This window comes from Methanoregula sp. (genome assembly GCF_049510175.1).
In the GTDB taxonomy this organism is placed as follows: domain Archaea; phylum Halobacteriota; class Methanomicrobia; order Methanomicrobiales; family Methanospirillaceae; genus Methanoregula.
The window spans coordinates 68,216-83,217 of record NZ_JBEKZF010000001.1 but is presented as its reverse complement, the minus strand read 5'-3'; the positions used below and the strand labels follow the sequence as shown (position 1 = coordinate 83,217).

20 protein-coding genes and 3 tRNA genes are annotated in these 15,002 nt (G+C 55.4%); 11 read left to right on the top strand and 12 right to left on the bottom strand.

Annotation, left to right across the window (positions count from 1 at the left end):
* Positions 1 to 19: 19 nt before the first annotated feature.
* Positions 20 to 1,555, top strand: a complete 1,536-nt coding sequence (locus ABSG49_RS00485) for a beta-ribofuranosylaminobenzene 5'-phosphate synthase (RefSeq protein ID WP_424024132.1) — start codon at positions 20 to 22, stop codon at positions 1,553 to 1,555.
* Here the strand turns inward: ABSG49_RS00485 and ABSG49_RS00480 are convergent.
* Together ABSG49_RS00480 and ABSG49_RS00475 are read right to left on the bottom strand one after the other, a co-directional pair.
* A complete protein-coding gene (locus ABSG49_RS00480; RefSeq protein ID WP_424024131.1) occupies positions 1,542 to 1,853 on the bottom strand; it encodes a hypothetical protein in 312 nt (103 codons plus the stop codon). The genes ABSG49_RS00485 and ABSG49_RS00480 overlap by 14 nt on opposite strands.
* Before the next feature lie 94 nt (positions 1,854 to 1,947).
* On the bottom strand, positions 1,948 to 2,424 hold the full coding sequence (locus ABSG49_RS00475; RefSeq protein WP_424024130.1) for a hypothetical protein: 477 nt from the start codon (positions 2,422 to 2,424) through the stop codon (positions 1,948 to 1,950).
* 190 nt (positions 2,425 to 2,614) lie between these two features.
* Between ABSG49_RS00475 and ABSG49_RS00470 the strand changes: the two genes are divergently transcribed.
* On the top strand, positions 2,615 to 3,223 hold the full coding sequence (locus ABSG49_RS00470) for an RDD family protein (RefSeq protein WP_424024129.1): 609 nt from the start codon (positions 2,615 to 2,617) through the stop codon (positions 3,221 to 3,223).
* A 106-nt stretch (positions 3,224 to 3,329) separates the two neighbouring features.
* On the opposite strand, the gene ABSG49_RS00465 is transcribed toward ABSG49_RS00470, so the two are convergent.
* The 4 genes from ABSG49_RS00465 to ABSG49_RS00450 all read right to left on the bottom strand — a co-directional run bounded on the left by ABSG49_RS00465 (position 3,330) and on the right by ABSG49_RS00450 (position 5,218).
* Positions 3,330 to 3,584, bottom strand: a complete 255-nt coding sequence (locus ABSG49_RS00465) for a SemiSWEET family sugar transporter (RefSeq protein ID WP_424024128.1) — start codon at positions 3,582 to 3,584, stop codon at positions 3,330 to 3,332.
* Positions 3,585 to 3,682: 98 nt separating this feature from the next.
* Positions 3,683 to 3,955 (bottom strand): nuclear transport factor 2 family protein, encoded by a 273-nt coding sequence (locus tag ABSG49_RS00460; protein ID WP_424024127.1) that lies wholly within the window; start codon positions 3,953 to 3,955, stop codon positions 3,683 to 3,685.
* Positions 3,956 to 4,128: 173 nt separating this feature from the next.
* Positions 4,129 to 4,935: a class I SAM-dependent methyltransferase gene (locus ABSG49_RS00455; RefSeq protein ID WP_424024126.1), complete on the bottom strand. Its 807-nt coding sequence runs from the start codon at positions 4,933 to 4,935 to the stop codon at positions 4,129 to 4,131.
* A gap of 209 nt (positions 4,936 to 5,144) precedes the next feature.
* Positions 5,145 to 5,218: transfer RNA gene (locus ABSG49_RS00450), tRNA-His, on the bottom strand.
* Between the two features lie 270 nt (positions 5,219 to 5,488).
* Here ABSG49_RS00450 and infB point away from each other — a divergent pair.
* The gene (gene infB, locus ABSG49_RS00445; RefSeq protein WP_424024125.1) at positions 5,489 to 7,267 is read left to right on the top strand and encodes a translation initiation factor IF-2; all 1,779 of its coding nucleotides are present in this window, start codon (positions 5,489 to 5,491) and stop codon (positions 7,265 to 7,267) included.
* A 157-nt stretch (positions 7,268 to 7,424) separates the two neighbouring features.
* Positions 7,425 to 7,865 carry a 30S ribosomal protein S6e gene (locus ABSG49_RS00440; RefSeq protein ID WP_424024124.1) on the top strand — a complete coding sequence of 147 codons (441 nt, stop codon included), beginning with the start codon at positions 7,425 to 7,427 and terminating at the stop codon, positions 7,863 to 7,865.
* 57 nt (positions 7,866 to 7,922) lie between these two features.
* Here ABSG49_RS00440 and ABSG49_RS00435 read toward each other — a convergent pair whose 3' ends face one another.
* From ABSG49_RS00435 to hypB, 5 genes are all read right to left on the bottom strand, one after another.
* Positions 7,923 to 8,420: a hypothetical protein gene (locus ABSG49_RS00435; protein WP_424024123.1), complete on the bottom strand. Its 498-nt coding sequence runs from the start codon at positions 8,418 to 8,420 to the stop codon at positions 7,923 to 7,925.
* A 114-nt stretch (positions 8,421 to 8,534) separates the two neighbouring features.
* On the bottom strand, positions 8,535 to 8,996 hold the full coding sequence (locus tag ABSG49_RS00430; RefSeq protein ID WP_424024122.1) for a DUF2240 family protein: 462 nt from the start codon (positions 8,994 to 8,996) through the stop codon (positions 8,535 to 8,537).
* The gene (locus ABSG49_RS00425; protein WP_424024121.1) at positions 8,993 to 9,433 is read right to left on the bottom strand and encodes a hypothetical protein; all 441 of its coding nucleotides are present in this window, start codon (positions 9,431 to 9,433) and stop codon (positions 8,993 to 8,995) included. The genes ABSG49_RS00430 and ABSG49_RS00425 overlap by 4 nt, the downstream gene beginning before the upstream one ends.
* A 91-nt stretch (positions 9,434 to 9,524) precedes the next feature.
* Positions 9,525 to 9,902 carry a 30S ribosomal protein S8e gene (locus tag ABSG49_RS00420; RefSeq protein ID WP_424024120.1) on the bottom strand — a complete coding sequence of 126 codons (378 nt, stop codon included), beginning with the start codon at positions 9,900 to 9,902 and terminating at the stop codon, positions 9,525 to 9,527.
* Between the two features lie 119 nt (positions 9,903 to 10,021).
* The gene (gene hypB, locus ABSG49_RS00415; RefSeq protein WP_424024119.1) at positions 10,022 to 10,669 is read right to left on the bottom strand and encodes a hydrogenase nickel incorporation protein HypB; all 648 of its coding nucleotides are present in this window, start codon (positions 10,667 to 10,669) and stop codon (positions 10,022 to 10,024) included.
* A 54-nt stretch (positions 10,670 to 10,723) separates the two neighbouring features.
* Here hypB and ABSG49_RS00410 point away from each other — a divergent pair, with 54 nt between their 5' ends.
* The 5 genes from ABSG49_RS00410 to ABSG49_RS00390 all read left to right on the top strand — a co-directional run bounded on the left by ABSG49_RS00410 (position 10,724) and on the right by ABSG49_RS00390 (position 13,205).
* The gene (locus ABSG49_RS00410) at positions 10,724 to 10,999 is read left to right on the top strand and encodes a signal recognition particle subunit SRP19/SEC65 family protein (RefSeq protein ID WP_424024118.1); all 276 of its coding nucleotides are present in this window, start codon (positions 10,724 to 10,726) and stop codon (positions 10,997 to 10,999) included.
* Positions 10,996 to 11,649, top strand: a complete 654-nt coding sequence (locus tag ABSG49_RS00405; RefSeq protein WP_424024117.1) for a histidinol phosphate phosphatase domain-containing protein — start codon at positions 10,996 to 10,998, stop codon at positions 11,647 to 11,649. The genes ABSG49_RS00410 and ABSG49_RS00405 overlap by 4 nt, the downstream gene beginning before the upstream one ends.
* A 100-nt stretch (positions 11,650 to 11,749) precedes the next feature.
* Positions 11,750 to 11,974: an H/ACA ribonucleoprotein complex subunit GAR1 gene (locus ABSG49_RS00400; protein WP_424024116.1), complete on the top strand. Its 225-nt coding sequence runs from the start codon at positions 11,750 to 11,752 to the stop codon at positions 11,972 to 11,974.
* Between the two features lie 70 nt (positions 11,975 to 12,044).
* Positions 12,045 to 13,049, top strand: a complete 1,005-nt coding sequence (locus tag ABSG49_RS00395) for a transcription initiation factor IIB (protein ID WP_424024115.1) — start codon at positions 12,045 to 12,047, stop codon at positions 13,047 to 13,049.
* 84 nt (positions 13,050 to 13,133) lie between these two features.
* A tRNA-Ala gene (locus tag ABSG49_RS00390) sits at positions 13,134 to 13,205 on the top strand.
* Positions 13,206 to 13,239: 34 nt separating this feature from the next.
* Here ABSG49_RS00390 and ABSG49_RS00385 read toward each other — a convergent pair.
* Positions 13,240 to 13,425 (bottom strand): hypothetical protein, encoded by a 186-nt coding sequence (locus ABSG49_RS00385; RefSeq protein ID WP_424024114.1) that lies wholly within the window; start codon positions 13,423 to 13,425, stop codon positions 13,240 to 13,242.
* Between the two features lie 195 nt (positions 13,426 to 13,620).
* On the opposite strand from ABSG49_RS00385, the gene ABSG49_RS00380 reads away from it, so the two are divergent.
* A tRNA-Ala gene (locus tag ABSG49_RS00380) sits at positions 13,621 to 13,692 on the top strand.
* Positions 13,693 to 13,838: 146 nt separating this feature from the next.
* On the top strand, positions 13,839 to 14,975 hold the full coding sequence (locus tag ABSG49_RS00375) for a RyR domain-containing protein (protein WP_424024113.1): 1,137 nt from the start codon (positions 13,839 to 13,841) through the stop codon (positions 14,973 to 14,975).
* Positions 14,976 to 15,002 lie beyond the last annotated feature (27 nt).

Below are 15,002 nucleotides of genomic sequence, written 5' to 3'. Positions count from 1 at the left end.
CGGTGATAAGGTTGTTGGGATGGACATTGCACAGGCAATCCGGGAGATGGAGGCACAGGTTGGCAGGATCTCGCCCGTCCAGAAATTCCTCCTGGGCACGGACGGTTCGGTCACCCAGCTCCTCGAATCAATCACCGGAAAAAAAGTCGTTATCAGGACGCTGGTCCAGGATATCGTCCCTGCCGACTGCACAACCGCTGATCACCTTCGCATTGCCGAAGGCGACCCGGTCAACTTCCGGATCGTGGAGATCACAACGGAAGAGAACGGGGAAGTGTTGATCTACGCGATATCCCACACGCCCATCCGGCGCCTCTCGCCGGAATTCAGGGACGACCTGATGAAGGCCGACATTCCCATTGGAAAAATTATCAAACAGCACAATATCGAGGCCCGACGGGAGATCCTCACCGCCCGGGTCCTTCCCGCAACGGAAGAGGCCGGTAAATTATTCTCTATCTGCAGGAACGAGCCGCTCCTCTCCCGGCAGTACCAGATTATCCACGGCGGTAAGCCGCTCATCTTCATCGAGGAGCGATTCCCCTACAACCGGTTCCTCGATACCCGGAGGGTGGTCGTGAACACCCCGTCACGGGTCCACATCTCGCTCATCGACATGCATGGCGGTTCGGGACGGGTTGACGGCGGCATCGGCATCACCCTTGACGAACCCGGCATCCTGCTGGAAGCAGAGCTCTCCCCGGTCCTTTCTGTAACCGGCTGCGACCTGGCAACACAGGAACGGATCGGGCAGGTGGCGGCAGGCGTACTGCGGGAACTCGGTCTTGGAGGGAACGTGGCGATCACGGTCAGGAACCAATACCCGTCCCATGTCGGTCTCGGGAGCGGGTCCCAGATCTCGCTTGCCGTGGCACGGGCGATCGCAGAACTTCATGACCGGCAGCTCACTACACGCGAGCTTGCCCGGCTCACGGGCCGGGGCGGGACCTCCGGCATCGGCACCGCGGCATTCGATCACGGGGGGTTCATCATCGATGGCGGGCACCGGCTCGGAACCGGGAAAGAGAAATCGGATTTCCGCCCGTCATCCGCATCGCGGGGGGTCAGTCCCCCGCCGGTGATCGTCCGCCATGACATGCCGGCCGACTGGCGCATCCTGCTTGCCATCCCCGACCTTCCTACCGGTGCCAGCGGGGGCTATGAAGCCGATATCTTCCGAGAGTCATGCCCGGTCCCGCTCGACGATGTCCGGGCCATCACTCATGAGGTGATGATGCGGATGCTCCCGGGAATTGTCGAGCACGACCTCGACCTCTTTGGCTCCTCCATCAATACCCTCCAAAGCCTCGGGTTCAAGAAAGTCGAGATCAGCCGCCAGCCGAATGTCGTAACAAGCCTTCTTTCCACCGTGCGTACGGCCGGAGCTGCCGGTGCAGGCATGAGCTCGTTCGGCCCCGCGATCTTTGCCATAGGAGATACAGGTATGCAGGACCTTGAGCGAGCGGCACGGTCGTTCATGCAGGAGCAGGCCGTCGGGGGAACGACCCTGGTCACTTCAGCCCGCAACAGCGGGGCGGTCGTCAGGGTAATATAACCAACCGCTGCCCACCCGGTACAGGACGCAAAAGAGAGTGAAGACGGGTTGCTGACTGGTTCCCGATCTTGAGGAGCATCTCTTCGAGCGAGGAATAGCGGGACTCGATCTTCTCGACCGTGCCGCGAGCTTCCGTGATAGCTGCCGTTGACTCCTTGAAATCCTTCTTGTCCGCAGCTTCGGTGATAAAGAATCCCTCTCCCCGCCGGCCAACCCGATGAACCTCCTGACCCGTCTTGCCGTGGGGACGGCCGGGTTGGGGGCAGTGGGTTGTACTTGCGGTGACACCGGCCGTCATTGCCGTGCTCGGGTACGTGACCCGGAACGTGCGCTGAAAGGATCAGCAGGATGAGTCACACGGGATAGCAATGAAAAGAGGTATTTTTGGCAGTTCAGAGCGTGTGCGTCATCATTGGCTGGTCAAGCACCTTGTAGGTCCTGCCCGCGCTGGTCACGAACACCTCGACACGGTCACTGCCCCTCGTCCCCTGGATGATAATTTCGTCTCCGCGCCGGGGCTGTCTCTGTCCGTCATTCATGTACTTCTCGACGACCGTCCCATCCGACAGGGTCGCTTTCATCAGGATGTTCACGACATTGCCTTCACCCTTGCCGCCGTTGTAGATCAGGTGCAGCGTGTAATCGGGGCGCTCCTTGGACAACTGGAGGTCGACATATTGCTCGGCCGGCAGTGTTTCCACCGGGACCGGTGTCGCCACAACCGTTGAGATGAACGTGGTGGGAACCGCTGTCGGAAGCGTGGCGGTTTCCACGGGTTTGATCTCTGTCTGGGTCGGGCTTGTGCAGCCGGCAGAGAGCGCACACAGCACCAGCCCCGCCAGAACTGCAGGAATCAGGGCATATTTCATGCAGAGTGCTTGAATGTATTCATATTACTGATTTGTGCTCCGATGACCAAGCGGTCGAACATGCTTCTCCGGACCCAGCAGTTTCGTGCAAAACATGAATCCGAAAGGAAAATTTGGGAAAAATACCAGTAATGAACAGTTAAATTAAAAAGGACACCCGGATTAAGTTTACATATCAGGAGTAAAACGAATGTTCTGTCCTAAATGTGGAAAAGAGACTGATGCCTCCGGAAAATTCTGCCAGTGGTGCGGGGCCGACATAGAGTCCATCCAGTCGAGACCCGTCGCCACTCCTGAAGAGGACGAGGGGCCCGAAGTCGGGGTTTATGCAGGTCTGGGCAGGCGGTTTATTGCGTTCATCGTTGATTTCATTCTGATCCTCATCGGGGGAAGTATCGTCATTACATTCTTCTCCTTGACAAACGGGTTGAAATATGCCTATTATATGTCTGCCAGCGGTGTCAGCTACCATGATCTGACCGAGGCGGGAACCCTTGATGCGGCACTGGGACCGATCGTGGCAGCACTTGGCATGCTGTTCGTTATCATCCCGTGGCTTTATTATGCAGGCTTTGAGTCTTCCCGCAGCCAGGCAACGCCCGGCAAGGTGCTCATGCACCTCGTGGTGACGGATCTCGAGGGCAACAAGACATCCTTCGCAAGGACGACACTCCGCTTCTTCGGGAAATATATCTCTACCCTGATTATTTTCATCGGGTTCATCATGATCGGTTTCACGAAAAAGCACCAGGGGCTCCACGACAAGATCGCGGGATGCCTTGTGCTCCTGCAGGACTGAACATTCCGATCCTTTTTTCATAGTTTTTTCGTCAGGCCCGTCTTCCGGCGTCGGGTTATTCATCATCAACCGGATATAACGCTCCAGGCCCGGTGACGGGGTATGATTATTTATACCGTATCTTCAGGAAGAGGAGCACGAGGATCAGGACAACCGTGCTCACGTTTGCGGCTATGATGGGCAGGGAGTCGACCCAGAATCCATAGATGATCCAGAGAAGGATACCGATGCCGAACAGCACGAGCATCGCAAGCGAGAGATCCCGCGTCTCCCGCATCTTCCATGCTTTGATCAGCTGGGGGACGAACGAGATGGTGGTGAGGGCGCCTGCAATGTAGCCGACGATTACGATGGTGTCCATGATGTGTCTTCCCTAGTATTCTTCGCAAGACAATTTATACCGGTCGCGTTTTTCGGGCGGAAGAGATGGGGAAGCATTTCTTCCGAATGGAGTGTACCTCAAACCTGAAGTGGTTCGGGTGAGAACTGGTCTGCAACGACAAGCCATCTCTTCTCTTCTTTTACCAGGAAGAACATGCCCCTGCCCTTCATGGTCTGTATCTGCCCGCCCATTGAGAAGGTGATGGAGAACAGGTACGTGGCAACGGCGCATTTTCCCGCAGTGTAGCGCTGAACCCGGTGATCGCGTTTCTCCCATTCGCGGATCGTTGCCGCTTCTACAAAACCCCGCCACGGCATCGGTGTGAAGGTATCTCCTGAATGCCGGCTCATTCCATGATGCTGTCCAATAGCAGTTCATGGCTTTTATTGACTCTTCAATATCACGGGTTCGTGCAGCGTCGTCCATAATACGTTTCCGGAACAAAAGACGAGATGTACAGGTAAAATGGAGCGGGATACACGGCGCGAAAGTGAGGGCACATAATTACTCGTAATAAGGCCAGCTACCTGCGTGCAGTTGCCTTGAAGAACGTATAACAGAATATCCCGTCCGCTTCGGCAGTGCGGTAGAGTGCGGCGATCCCCCGTTCCCACTCATCCCGGCTCATCAGCCCCTGCTTCAGCACCTCCGGGCCAACCCCTTCGACCATCGCTGTGAATGTCAGTTTCGTAAACCCTTCGACCATCGCCGGGCGGGAGGCATCCGCGTACACCATCCGCGGCGAGACCTGCACGTCCGTGTATCCCGCGCCCGTGACGAGCGGATAGAGCTCCCTGCCGATCAGGGCATTGCCACCTATCTGCTGCTGGAGGGTTACGAGGCATTGAACTGCCCGGTGGGCATCTTCGCTCTCAGGGTGGAAGAAGGTCGAGCCATGATCGCCTTCGATTACGGTAAGAGTACCCCCCTCTTTCAGGAGCGGACGGAGTTGTTTGAGCGCCCGCTGTGGTTCTGCAAGATGTTCCAGCACGAAGCAGACAAAGATGTGATCGAAACTTCCCGGTTCGAAGGGGAGCCGGAAGATGTCCCCCTGCCGGAATGTCACATTCGTAATCCCTTCCTGCCGGATCTTCTCTTCCGCCCGCTTCAGGGACTCTTCAGATATATCGACCGATGTGATCAATGCACCCGGACTGTTCTTCGCAAGGATCACGGTCTGGGCGCCGATGCCGCAGCCGGCCTCAAGCACCCGCGAGCCCGTGGGATACCGGGTGTCATCGTGGAGAAGGTTCGTAAGTGTCTGTGCCTGGTCGGAGAGCCGCTCCGATTCACGTGCTGAATAGCCATGAACATACGTGTGATGTGCCATCCGAATCCTCACAAGGCCTGCGGTTGCCGGCGGGGCCCATCCGGGATATTGTACATTTTTGTTTGTTGTTGTACAAATATGTACTGTAATAACAACAGATTTGACGGAGGCTTGGGAACAGAGAGAACGCAGGAGCCACAGAACAAGCAACGCGGAACCGGGATAAACGGCTCAATGACCAATAACCGGAAAACCAGATGAAAAGAAAAGGCCAGGGCCGAGATTTGAACCCGGGTCGAGGGATCCACAGCCCCTTAGGATAACCAGACTACCCTACCCTGGCAGATGTCCTTGTTACATTTGCACCGGAATCTGATTAATCTATCCGTGTACTGCTGCCGCCAGAATAGGTACGGAGGGGCGGAAATGTGACGCTGGTTCGGGCCCTGACCGAGGCGTGATTATTAATAGGGTCAGGCGTCCATTACATATCAGGTGGCTCTGAATACTCTTCCCTGACGATGAGGCGCACCGCGTCCTATGGCACGGGCACGAGGGAGTATGGGGTTTTTACCCGGTACCAGAGCTTGGACGATAGAGGGGTTTTTAGGATATGGCGGAGAACCCGAAGATCAGGACACCGATTGTCTGCGTCATGGGGCATGTGGATCATGGCAAGACCTCGCTCCTTGACCGGATCCGGGGATCATCGGTCGTCAGTTCCGAAGTCGGGGCGATCACCCAGCATATCGGCGCCACCATCGTTCCTATCGAAGCGATACTAACGATGAGCGGTACGATGGATAAGGTGCCGATCAATATTCCCGGCCTTCTTTTTATTGACACACCGGGACACCACGCTTTCACCACTCTGCGGGCCAGGGGCGGTGCGCTTGCAGACATGGCGATCCTTGTTGTGGATATCAACCAGGGGTTCCAGCCCCAGACTATTGAGGCGCTGCAGATCCTGCGAAACTGCCGTACACCGTTCGTTATCGCCGCGACGAAGATCGACCGCATCCACGGCTGGCGTGTCAACGAGAACGAGTCGTTCCTCTCCTCTTTTGCAAAGCAGAATGAGAGGGTCAAGAGTGATGTCGAAAACAAGACCTATGAGATCGTGGGCAAACTCTCCGAGCTGGACTTCTCCGCGGACCGGTTCGACCGGGTCTCTGACTTCCAGCGCAACCTCGCGATTGTGCCGGTGAGTGCCCATACCGGTGAGGGCATACCTGACCTCCTTCTCGTCATGATCGGCCTCGCCCAACGGTACATGGGCGATGCGCTCAAACTCTCGGTGGAGGGCCCGGGTGCCGGGACCGTCCTTGAGGTCAAGGAGGAGCGGGGCCTCGGGATCACCCTCGATGTGATTCTCTACAACGGCACTCTCGCGATCGGTGACGAGATCGCCGTCGCGACACAGGGTGATGTTGTGGTGACAAAAGTGCGGTCCCTGCTGAAACCCCGGCCCATGAAGGAGATTCTCGTGGAGGACCGGTTCGAACGGGTGAAATCCGTTGCCGCGGCCTCAGGGATCAAGGTCACCGCACCCAATCTCGAAGGCGTGATCGCGGGATCGCCGTTTTTTGTCATCCGCGGCAACCGCGATGAGGTCGAAGCACGAATCCGGAAGGAGATGACCGAGATCCATGTGAACCTTGCCGAAGAAGGGATCGTGATCAAGGCGGACACGATCGGGGCGCTTGAAGCACTCTGCAAGGAACTCGAAAGCAAGGGGATCGGGGTCATGCGGGCGGAGGTCGGGCCGGTCAGCCGTCACGACCTGATCGAGACGGAAACCATCAAGAACCCGGCGTTCCGGGTCCTGCTCTCGTTCAACACACCGATCCTCCCGGATGCAGCGGAGATGATCAGGAATCCCCTGTACACTCAGGTAAAGGTGTTCGAAGGACGCGTCATCTACCAGTTGATCGACCAGTATGTCGAATGGAAAGACGAGCAGAAACGACTGCAGGAGAAGCAGCGGTTCGAGCACGTAATTATGCCGGCGAAGATCCGCCTTCTCCCCGACTGCGTGTTCCGCCAGAGCAACCCGGCCGTCGTAGGTGTCCGAGTGCTTGGAGGGAAACTGCGCAGCGATGTCAACCTGATCAAGCTGGACGGGAAAAAGATCGGACACCTCAAGAGCATGCAGCTCCGGCAGGAAACGATCCGCGAGGCCGATGCCGGCCTCGAAGTTGCCATCTCCATCGAGGGAGCAACGGTTGGCAGGCAGGTGAGCGTTGGCGATGACCTGTTCGTGGATATCCCTGAACGCCATGTCAAGGTGCTCGAGAAGGAGATGATCAAGACCCTGAACACGAGCACACAGGAAATCCTAGCAGAATTTACCGCGATGCGGCGCAAAGGCGATCCCTTCTGGGGTAAATAGGCGTTATACTGCCTGCGGAGAACGCGAGGGTTTAATAGCGTACCAGTATAATAAAATGGGTACTTCTCATGTGTAGGCGAATCCGCCAGAAGCCGGAGACGTGAAAAGAAACCCGGAGGATCGGGTTTTTTGGATAAAACAATAAGGAGAATCAGTTATGGTTGAGTTTAAAGTCGTTGTATCAGACCCCAAGACCGGTCGTGCCTACAATGTTGACGCCAGTGGCGGTGCAGCAGGTGCGATCGTGGGCAAACGTATCGGTGACGAACTTGAAGCAGGATCCCTCGGGCTCGCGGGATACAAGATCCTGATCACCGGTGCCTCGGACCGGACCGGGATCACGGCAAAGAAGGGCCTCCCGGGTGCAGGGCGCAAGAAGCTCCTCCTTGCAGGCGGTATCGGGTTCCATCCGACGATGGATGGGGAGCGCCGCAGAAAGATGATCCGTTCAAACGAGATCACTCAGGATTTCGTGCAGATCAATGCACGTGTTACCGCATATGGTGAGAAAACGCTCGATGAGCTCTTCCCGAAAGTTGAAGGCGAGAAGAAGGCAGAAGAAAAATCAGCACCCAAAGCACGGGTCGGCAAGAAATAACATAATCTCTTTTTGATCTTCTTTGCCGGTTTACACGCGGAATTTTTTAAAAAAGTATCACGGGTATTGGACGCTGACAATACCGTATGCCGAACCGTTTTTGGCGAACTTAACGGCTTTCCCATCTTTCCAGATCTGCACGGTCAGGTCATGGCTCGTGGAGTGGTCCTGCTTCTGGAATTTTGCCACGATCGTATTGTTTGCGTCTTCAATAGCGTACAAGCGATCGCCGGAATTTTGTGTCTTTTCCACCGAACTGTTCGTCCCATAGGTTCCGGAGTAACTTCCGAGGTAATTTACCTCAACGAACACACCTGTGGCCGGAACCGATACCGGGGTGGTCGCTTTCACTGTAATGGATGTCACTCCCTTGTTCGACAGCACGGTGGCCTGCGGGGCGACGCTGCTGCTCCCGGAAGATGTGGCCCCCGATGTCTGTCCTGAACCCCCGCCTAGGAAAAAAAACAGTGCGATAATCACTACAGCGATCACGCCGACAACCGCCGCGATGGTGACCCACGGCGTATCTCCAAGATCTCTACTCCTGTGTCTCATGTCTGGTCTCCGGATATACTCTATGATAGATAATGAATAAATTAAGGAAATACTTTGTGTATTGATCCGTTCCTCCCGGGCCCAAACACGGGGTAACCAGAAAAACCGGGCTTCCTACGCTTTCCGTATGGACTTCATGAGTGGACCCTGCAGGTCCTCAAACGGGACATGGTATTTTTTTGCGAGAATGACCAGCGCTGCCGGTGGGAGGAGATGAGTATCGAACCCGTCTTTGATGACGAGATTCATTTCTGCGACAATTTGCGTCTCCTCGACGTTACGGGCCTGTGCAATACGGCCGATAAGTTCCTGCGTCGGGTCGTTGCGCTCAAAGATCGCGGAGGTCGGCTTGAAGCCAATGGGAATGGTCACTTCCGCACTATTAAACAGGGGGGAATATATCCCATTCTCCTGCCGGATCAGGCCGTCTTCTTCCGCCCGGCGCAGGAGCTGGTTGGCCTGCTCGGTGCTCATCCATTTCCGGTCAAGGGCGTAGTAATAGACCAACTCATTTTTGCGCATGCCGGTCTTCCGGGTATGCCTGAAGGGGGCAGCGATCGTTGTCCGGAGGGTCACTTCTGGGCACCCAGGAGAATATTTTTCATATCAAGTGCATCCAGCCCTTCCCCGCGGCCTTCTTTTGCAATATCGATATCTGTCCGCGAGACCTGGTCACTCAGCCGGAGGTAAAAAATATCATTGGCAATGGGAACTTTCCCGCCGCCGCGCAGGGCAAGCGCAAGTACGGACACGCGGAGATCGACCGCTTCCGTGATGACGCCGGGACGGAGGACATCCGGCATGATCTCGCCAAACGTGGCACGGTCAATCGCAATCTCCACCTTGGTCTTGACCTTGACCAGCTCTTTCCCGGTGGTCTTTGTCGATTCCTCGTTGTTCAGGTGTGCGATATAATTGAGGGTCTCGTTAAACGGCATGCCCATCGCAAACGAGAGATCCACCCGCTGGGGGAAACGATAATAGATCCTTCGCATGACTAGAGCATTGTACATCTGAAAGAAAAAAGATTGCTGAATAAAAGGGTGCCGGGTATCGCACGAACCTAAAAAACCCTGATAGGGAAAAAGGGATATTGTACTATTTTTATTCGAGTAACAGCGCGTTGATTATGCCGTCTTGGCCAGGGCGGCTGGTAATCCGGGCATGCCCGATCTCGGTCTTGATGACTGCGCCCTTGGTGAGCAGGTTCCGCCGGACATAGTTCGGATTTGCCGTGTTCTTCTCCACGGTCTCGATCTTGACTTTTTTGGTCTCGCCGTTCTTCGGGTTGGTCACGTTCGCAACGCTCGCACGCAGCGCACGGACCTTGTCGTTCCCGCCGTACGTCCGGATAATCCTCATCCGGTCCTCACCGATATGGGTGTCTGCCGGTGCAAGTCCGATCTCTGCTCTCCTCTTCATCTGTGCCGGGCGGCGCCTGCCACCGGTTACCTTCCGTACTGATTCTCCCTGCCACTGCATGGTGTCACTCTCTCAAATCGTATTCTCCGGAAATTCTTCCCGACGATGGTGCTGTATATATTCCTTTCAGAATTATTTATAGTACTTCTTTGTTTTTCTCTGCCCGTCACCATACTGGTTCAGGCAAGTATGGTGTCAAGGAGCGCTTTCACCCCGTCACCGGTCTTCAGGTTCGTCCGGAACACCGGCATGCCGGGATTGTAGCGGCGGATGTCCGACTCCATCCGGTCCAGGTTCGCCCCCACAAGCGGCGCCAGGTCGACCTTGTTGATCACGCCGATCGTGCAGTCGCGGAACATCATAGGATGCTTGTTCACTACATCGTCCCCTTCCGTGGAACTCACGACTACAATACGCTTCTCCGCCCCGAGCCGGAAATCCGTAGGGCAGACCATGTTGCCCACGTTTTCGATGAACAGGATGTCGATGTTATCGAGCGGGAGGTGATCGATCGCATGCTCCACAAGATGGGCATCGAGGTGGCATTCCTTGCCCGTGTTGGCGTTGTACGCGGGAACACCGAGGGCTACGATCCGTTTGAAGTCGTCGTCACCATATACGTCGCCGGCGATTGCACCGGCCTTGAGCCCCTTCTTCTCAAGCAGAGGAACGATGCGTTCGATCAAGGCAGTCTTCCCCGACCCTATTGCGCCCAGCAGGTCAAACGCCCGCACCCCATGCGCCTTCAGGTGATTTGCGTTGTGATCGGCAAGAGCGTTGTTGGCGTCGTAGACATCCTTCTCCAGCCTGACGTCTATATGATGCATAGTACAAGGTGAGAGCGTGCAGTGTTTATACCTTGACCCACAAACATTCCGGCAATGGCAGCTGGCGAGTGCATATTATATCCCTGTTACTTTAATGTGGCGTATTCCCGTACCTTTGGGCGGAGGGTCCCGCGCAGCCTCGCTATCAAGGGACCGGTACTGATGGATCTGGAACGCGCTCTCAAACGTTCCGGCATCACGTACCGCGTGGAAGACCATCACCACCCGGCCCACTGGACCCGGCGAGAAGGCCGGATTATTGCTGAATGGACGGAGAGCAAGGAAGTCCTGATAAGGAAAGTCGCACAGAAGCTGGAAGTACGGAAATGAGCGGCATGTACGACCTGCACACCCACACGATCCTCTCGGACGGCGAGATGCTCCCTATCGAGCTTGTCCGCCGGATGGCGGTCATTGGGTATACAACCGTCGCAATCACCGATCATGTGGATCTCTCCAACGCAGAACCCGTTCTCACTACCCTTGCACTCTTGAGGGAATCTGCCGGTCTCTATGGCGTACGGCTGCTCTGTGGCGTGGAGATCACCCACGTGCCCCCGTCCCAGATCGCGTCGCTTGCAAAAACGGCAAAATCGGCGGGAGCTGATATTGTCATTGTCCACGGTGAGACACCGGTCGAGCCTGTTGCAGAGGGCACTAACCATGCTGCCTGCACGTGCAGGCAGGTCAATGTCCTGGCCCACCCCGGCGTCATTTCTCTTAAGGATGCGCAGGCAGCGGCAAAGAACGGAATTGCTCTCGAGATCACGTCACGTGGGGGTCACAACCGGACCAATGGTCACGTCGCACGGGTTGCACGGGAGGCCGGGTGCCAGCTGGTCGTGGACTCCGACGCTCACGCTCCCCACGATATCCTTGATGAGCGCGCGAAATTTATCGTGGCCAAAGGGGCCGGACTGACCGAAGCAGAGTGCAAACAGGTGCTATCTTTAAATATCGACCAATTTTTGGAATTGTGAAATCTCTATTTATACTTTCACGCAATATTTAAATACCGTGCCGTCGCACATATATAGATTACTAAAATATTTCAGCATTATTGTATCCCTGAGGTTATTCGTGAAAGTTGTTGGTCGAGCGATGAGCACCGTTGGCAGCCGGATGCTCATTATCCAGTGCGATGCCGCCCAGCTCCCCGCTCTCTACAGCGAGGTGAACGACCGGCGCATGAAGCCGGTTGGCAAGATACTGGATCTCTTCGGGAACGTGAAGGCCCCCTATGCCGCCGTTCTCTGCCGGGAGAAATGCACTGTCCAGCCCAATGAAAAACTCTTCACAAAGTAACAGTTCCCATGGATACGCCTGTCCGGCAATCAGAATAAAGAAATCCCAATCTCAAATCAGGTGAATGTGGATGCAGGAAGTTGAAAAATTAAAAGTCCTCCAGTCTGAGCGCGAAGCGCTCAAATCCCGTACGAAACAGAAAGAGCAGGAGAAAAAAGCCGAGAACCACACCGAGACCGTCTGTCCGGAGTGTGGTGGCAGGCAGCTCGTCCATGACTACGAGCGGGCAGAACTGGTCTGCCAGAGCTGCGGGCTGGTCATCGATGATGACTTTATCGACCGCGGCCCGGAGTGGCGTGCCTTTGACCATGACCAGCGGATGAAGAGGTCCCGTGTCGGCGCCCCGATGACCTTCACGATCCACGACAAGGGGCTCTCGACCATGATCGACTGGCGCAACCGTGACTCGTACGGCAGGGCAATCTCGTCCAAGAACCGGGCACAGCTTTACCGTCTCCGCAAGTGGCAGCGCCGGATCCGTGTCAGCAATGCAACGGAGCGCAACCTTGCATTCGCCCTCTCGGAACTGGACCGCATGGCCTCCGCACTGGGCCTCCCGAGAAACGTCCGTGAGACTGCAGCCGTTGTCTACCGTGATGCGGTCGACAAGAACCTGATCCGCGGGCGGAGCATCGAAGGTGTTGCAGCAGCGGCACTCTATGCCGCATGCCGGCAGTGCAGCGTACCCCGGACCCTCGACGAGATCGCAGAAGTATCCCGTGTGTCGAGGAAAGAGATCGGCAGGACCTACCGGTTCATCTCCCGCGAACTGGGCTTGAAGCTCCTCCCGACCTCCCCCATCGATTACGTACCTCGGTTCTGCTCGGGTCTCACCCTCAAGGGCGAGGTGCAGAGCCGGGCCGTGGAGATTCTCCGACAGGCAGGCGAGCGTGAACTAACGAGCGGACGGGGTCCAACGGGCGTCGCAGCAGCTGCAATCTACATCTCCTCTATCCTAGGAGGCGAACGGCGCACCCAGCGCGAAGTGGCGGAAGTTGCCGGTGTGACTGAGGTCACCATCCGGAACCGGTACAAGGAACTGGCGGAAAAACTGGATATCGAGATTATTCTCTAAATCCCTTTTTGGTTCTCGTTTTCTTCCGCAGGACACCAACAACTATATTCCTGCGGCTCAAAACCTATAAACCACACCAGCAGCGGGCTCGTAGATCAGGGGTAGATCGCTACGTTCGCAACGTAGAGGCCGCGGGTTCAAATCCCGCCGGGTCCATATCCGTTTTTTAAATGAGGAAATTACCTGATCGTCACTTCTTCTCCAGCATTGCCTGAACCTCGCTCTCCAGTGTCGATTTCAGGCGTTCAACCGCCTCATTGAGATCATTGGTGGTTGTCACCGTAAATGAGTTGTCGCTTTTGGGATCGTGATAGTTGACGATGTATTCGATCTGTCCATCCTTTGTTTTCTTGGGTTCGATGATCAGTTTTGCCATGAAAACTCCATCCCGGATCGATTGCCCGGAGTATGTTCTTGTATCTCTTTCGGTTTACAAAATGGTTTTGCATCCCGGTAAAACCGGCCCCCGCCTTGAAGGAAAACGTGAACGGATTACCAAAAAACCCCGTGTGATCAGTAACAACTATATGGAATCGGCAGAAAAATAATATGCCGCAAGCATACATGCAGCGGGCTCGTAGATCAGGGGTAGATCGTCACGTTTGCAACGTGAAGGCCACGGGTTCAAATCCCGTCGAGTCCATACTCGTTTTCCAAAACTTCCCTAAAAAAAGACCGTTAGGTCTCGCCGGGTTCGAAAGGCAGAGCCACGGATCCGGCAGGGAACAGATATTATTAGATAACAACTGACGGATAGTATCCACTAGAAAGGTACGAGGGGGGACACGGATGGATCTGTCTGCTGGTAAAACGGAAACTCTCACCGATGCCCTTGAGGGGTTGTCCGAATGGGTGCTCATTATGAGACATGACGGGATCGTTGAATGGTCAAACCGCGCATTCAATGAATTCATGGGTACGCGAGAATCCAGCGCTACTCCCTGGGAAATATGGCAGATATTTCCTACAGACGCAGATGAGATCATGGAAGACCTCCACGAGGTAATCGAATCCGGGGAATTACGGTCCGGCATTGTCCGGTCTGTTCAGGGACAGACCGGGGAGAGAAAAGTGATCCGGTTCACTGCCCTTCCACGGAGGGATGCGGACCAGCCCATTTCCAGCATTTATTTATGCGGTCTGGATATTACCGACTCGGTTGAGATGGAACAATTAAAAAAGCTCGCTTTTACCCAAATCGAGAAAAATATCGAGCAGTTTGCCGTCCTGGGTGACCACCTGCGGAACCCGCTCACCGCGATCATCGGCCTTTGCGACCTTCTGGACGACAGGACTGCTGCTGCCAAGATCCAGACCCGGGCAATGGAGATCGACGCTATGATTACCCGGATTGACCGGGGATGGATTGATTCTGAAAAAGTCCGGAATATCATCAAAAAATACTACGATATCGGTGCAACCGGAACCCACGAGCTGGTTGCACGGGCTATCCACCAGGAATACATCGAACAGGAGAAAAAAGCCGGTGCTACACCGGAATCAAACCCTTCCGTGCGTCCCTGGGATGAGCTGCCCCATCGGTTAAAAGAGTCAAACCTCCGGCAGGTCGAGGATATCTGGAAGACCCTCCATATGATCCATTGTGCTATCGGGCTGTCGACAAGCGGCCGTGAGCCGGTCTTTGTATTTACCGATAGCGAGGCCGAGTTCCTTGCAGAAAAGGAGCACAGGCAGTGGGTGAATGAGCGTCTGAAAAAAGGATGGACTTACGGCAAGAACCGTGATGATCAGCAGAAAATCCACGACTGCATTATCCCGTGGGAACAACTACCGGAGGCGCAACGACAGAAGGACCGGAACGCCGTCCAAGCCCTGCCGGGAGTCCTTGCAAAGGTGTACCTGAAAATTGTCCGTTTGGACAAGAGCAACAATAATAATCTTATAGCCCACAATAAAAATCCATAGCGGGGCAGGAAATTCATACGATCCTGA

Bases quoted from the DNA above. Each gene is read 5' to 3' on its own strand.
- ABSG49_RS00485 (WP_424024132.1), top strand. From the start codon at position 20: ATGGACATTGCACAGGCAATCCGGGAGATGGAGGCACAGGTTGGCAGG.
- ABSG49_RS00480 (WP_424024131.1), bottom strand. From the start codon at position 1,853: ATGACGGCCGGTGTCACCGCAAGTACAACCCACTGCCCCCAACCCGGC.
- ABSG49_RS00475 (WP_424024130.1), bottom strand. From the start codon at position 2,424: ATGAAATATGCCCTGATTCCTGCAGTTCTGGCGGGGCTGGTGCTGTGT.
- ABSG49_RS00470 (WP_424024129.1), top strand. From the start codon at position 2,615: ATGTTCTGTCCTAAATGTGGAAAAGAGACTGATGCCTCCGGAAAATTC.
- ABSG49_RS00465 (WP_424024128.1), bottom strand. From the start codon at position 3,584: ATGGACACCATCGTAATCGTCGGCTACATTGCAGGCGCCCTCACCACC.
- ABSG49_RS00460 (WP_424024127.1), bottom strand. From the start codon at position 3,955: ATGAGCCGGCATTCAGGAGATACCTTCACACCGATGCCGTGGCGGGGT.
- ABSG49_RS00455 (WP_424024126.1), bottom strand. From the start codon at position 4,935: ATGGCACATCACACGTATGTTCATGGCTATTCAGCACGTGAATCGGAG.
- infB (WP_424024125.1), top strand. From the start codon at position 5,489: ATGGCGGAGAACCCGAAGATCAGGACACCGATTGTCTGCGTCATGGGG.
- ABSG49_RS00440 (WP_424024124.1), top strand. From the start codon at position 7,425: ATGGTTGAGTTTAAAGTCGTTGTATCAGACCCCAAGACCGGTCGTGCC.
- ABSG49_RS00435 (WP_424024123.1), bottom strand. From the start codon at position 8,420: ATGAGACACAGGAGTAGAGATCTTGGAGATACGCCGTGGGTCACCATC.
- ABSG49_RS00425 (WP_424024121.1), bottom strand. From the start codon at position 9,433: ATGTACAATGCTCTAGTCATGCGAAGGATCTATTATCGTTTCCCCCAG.
- ABSG49_RS00420 (WP_424024120.1), bottom strand. From the start codon at position 9,902: ATGCAGTGGCAGGGAGAATCAGTACGGAAGGTAACCGGTGGCAGGCGC.
- hypB (WP_424024119.1), bottom strand. From the start codon at position 10,669: ATGCATCATATAGACGTCAGGCTGGAGAAGGATGTCTACGACGCCAAC.
- ABSG49_RS00410 (WP_424024118.1), top strand. From the start codon at position 10,724: ATGGCAGCTGGCGAGTGCATATTATATCCCTGTTACTTTAATGTGGCG.
- ABSG49_RS00405 (WP_424024117.1), top strand. From the start codon at position 10,996: ATGAGCGGCATGTACGACCTGCACACCCACACGATCCTCTCGGACGGC.
- ABSG49_RS00395 (WP_424024115.1), top strand. From the start codon at position 12,045: ATGCAGGAAGTTGAAAAATTAAAAGTCCTCCAGTCTGAGCGCGAAGCG.
- ABSG49_RS00385 (WP_424024114.1), bottom strand. From the start codon at position 13,425: ATGGCAAAACTGATCATCGAACCCAAGAAAACAAAGGATGGACAGATC.
- ABSG49_RS00375 (WP_424024113.1), top strand. From the start codon at position 13,839: ATGGATCTGTCTGCTGGTAAAACGGAAACTCTCACCGATGCCCTTGAG.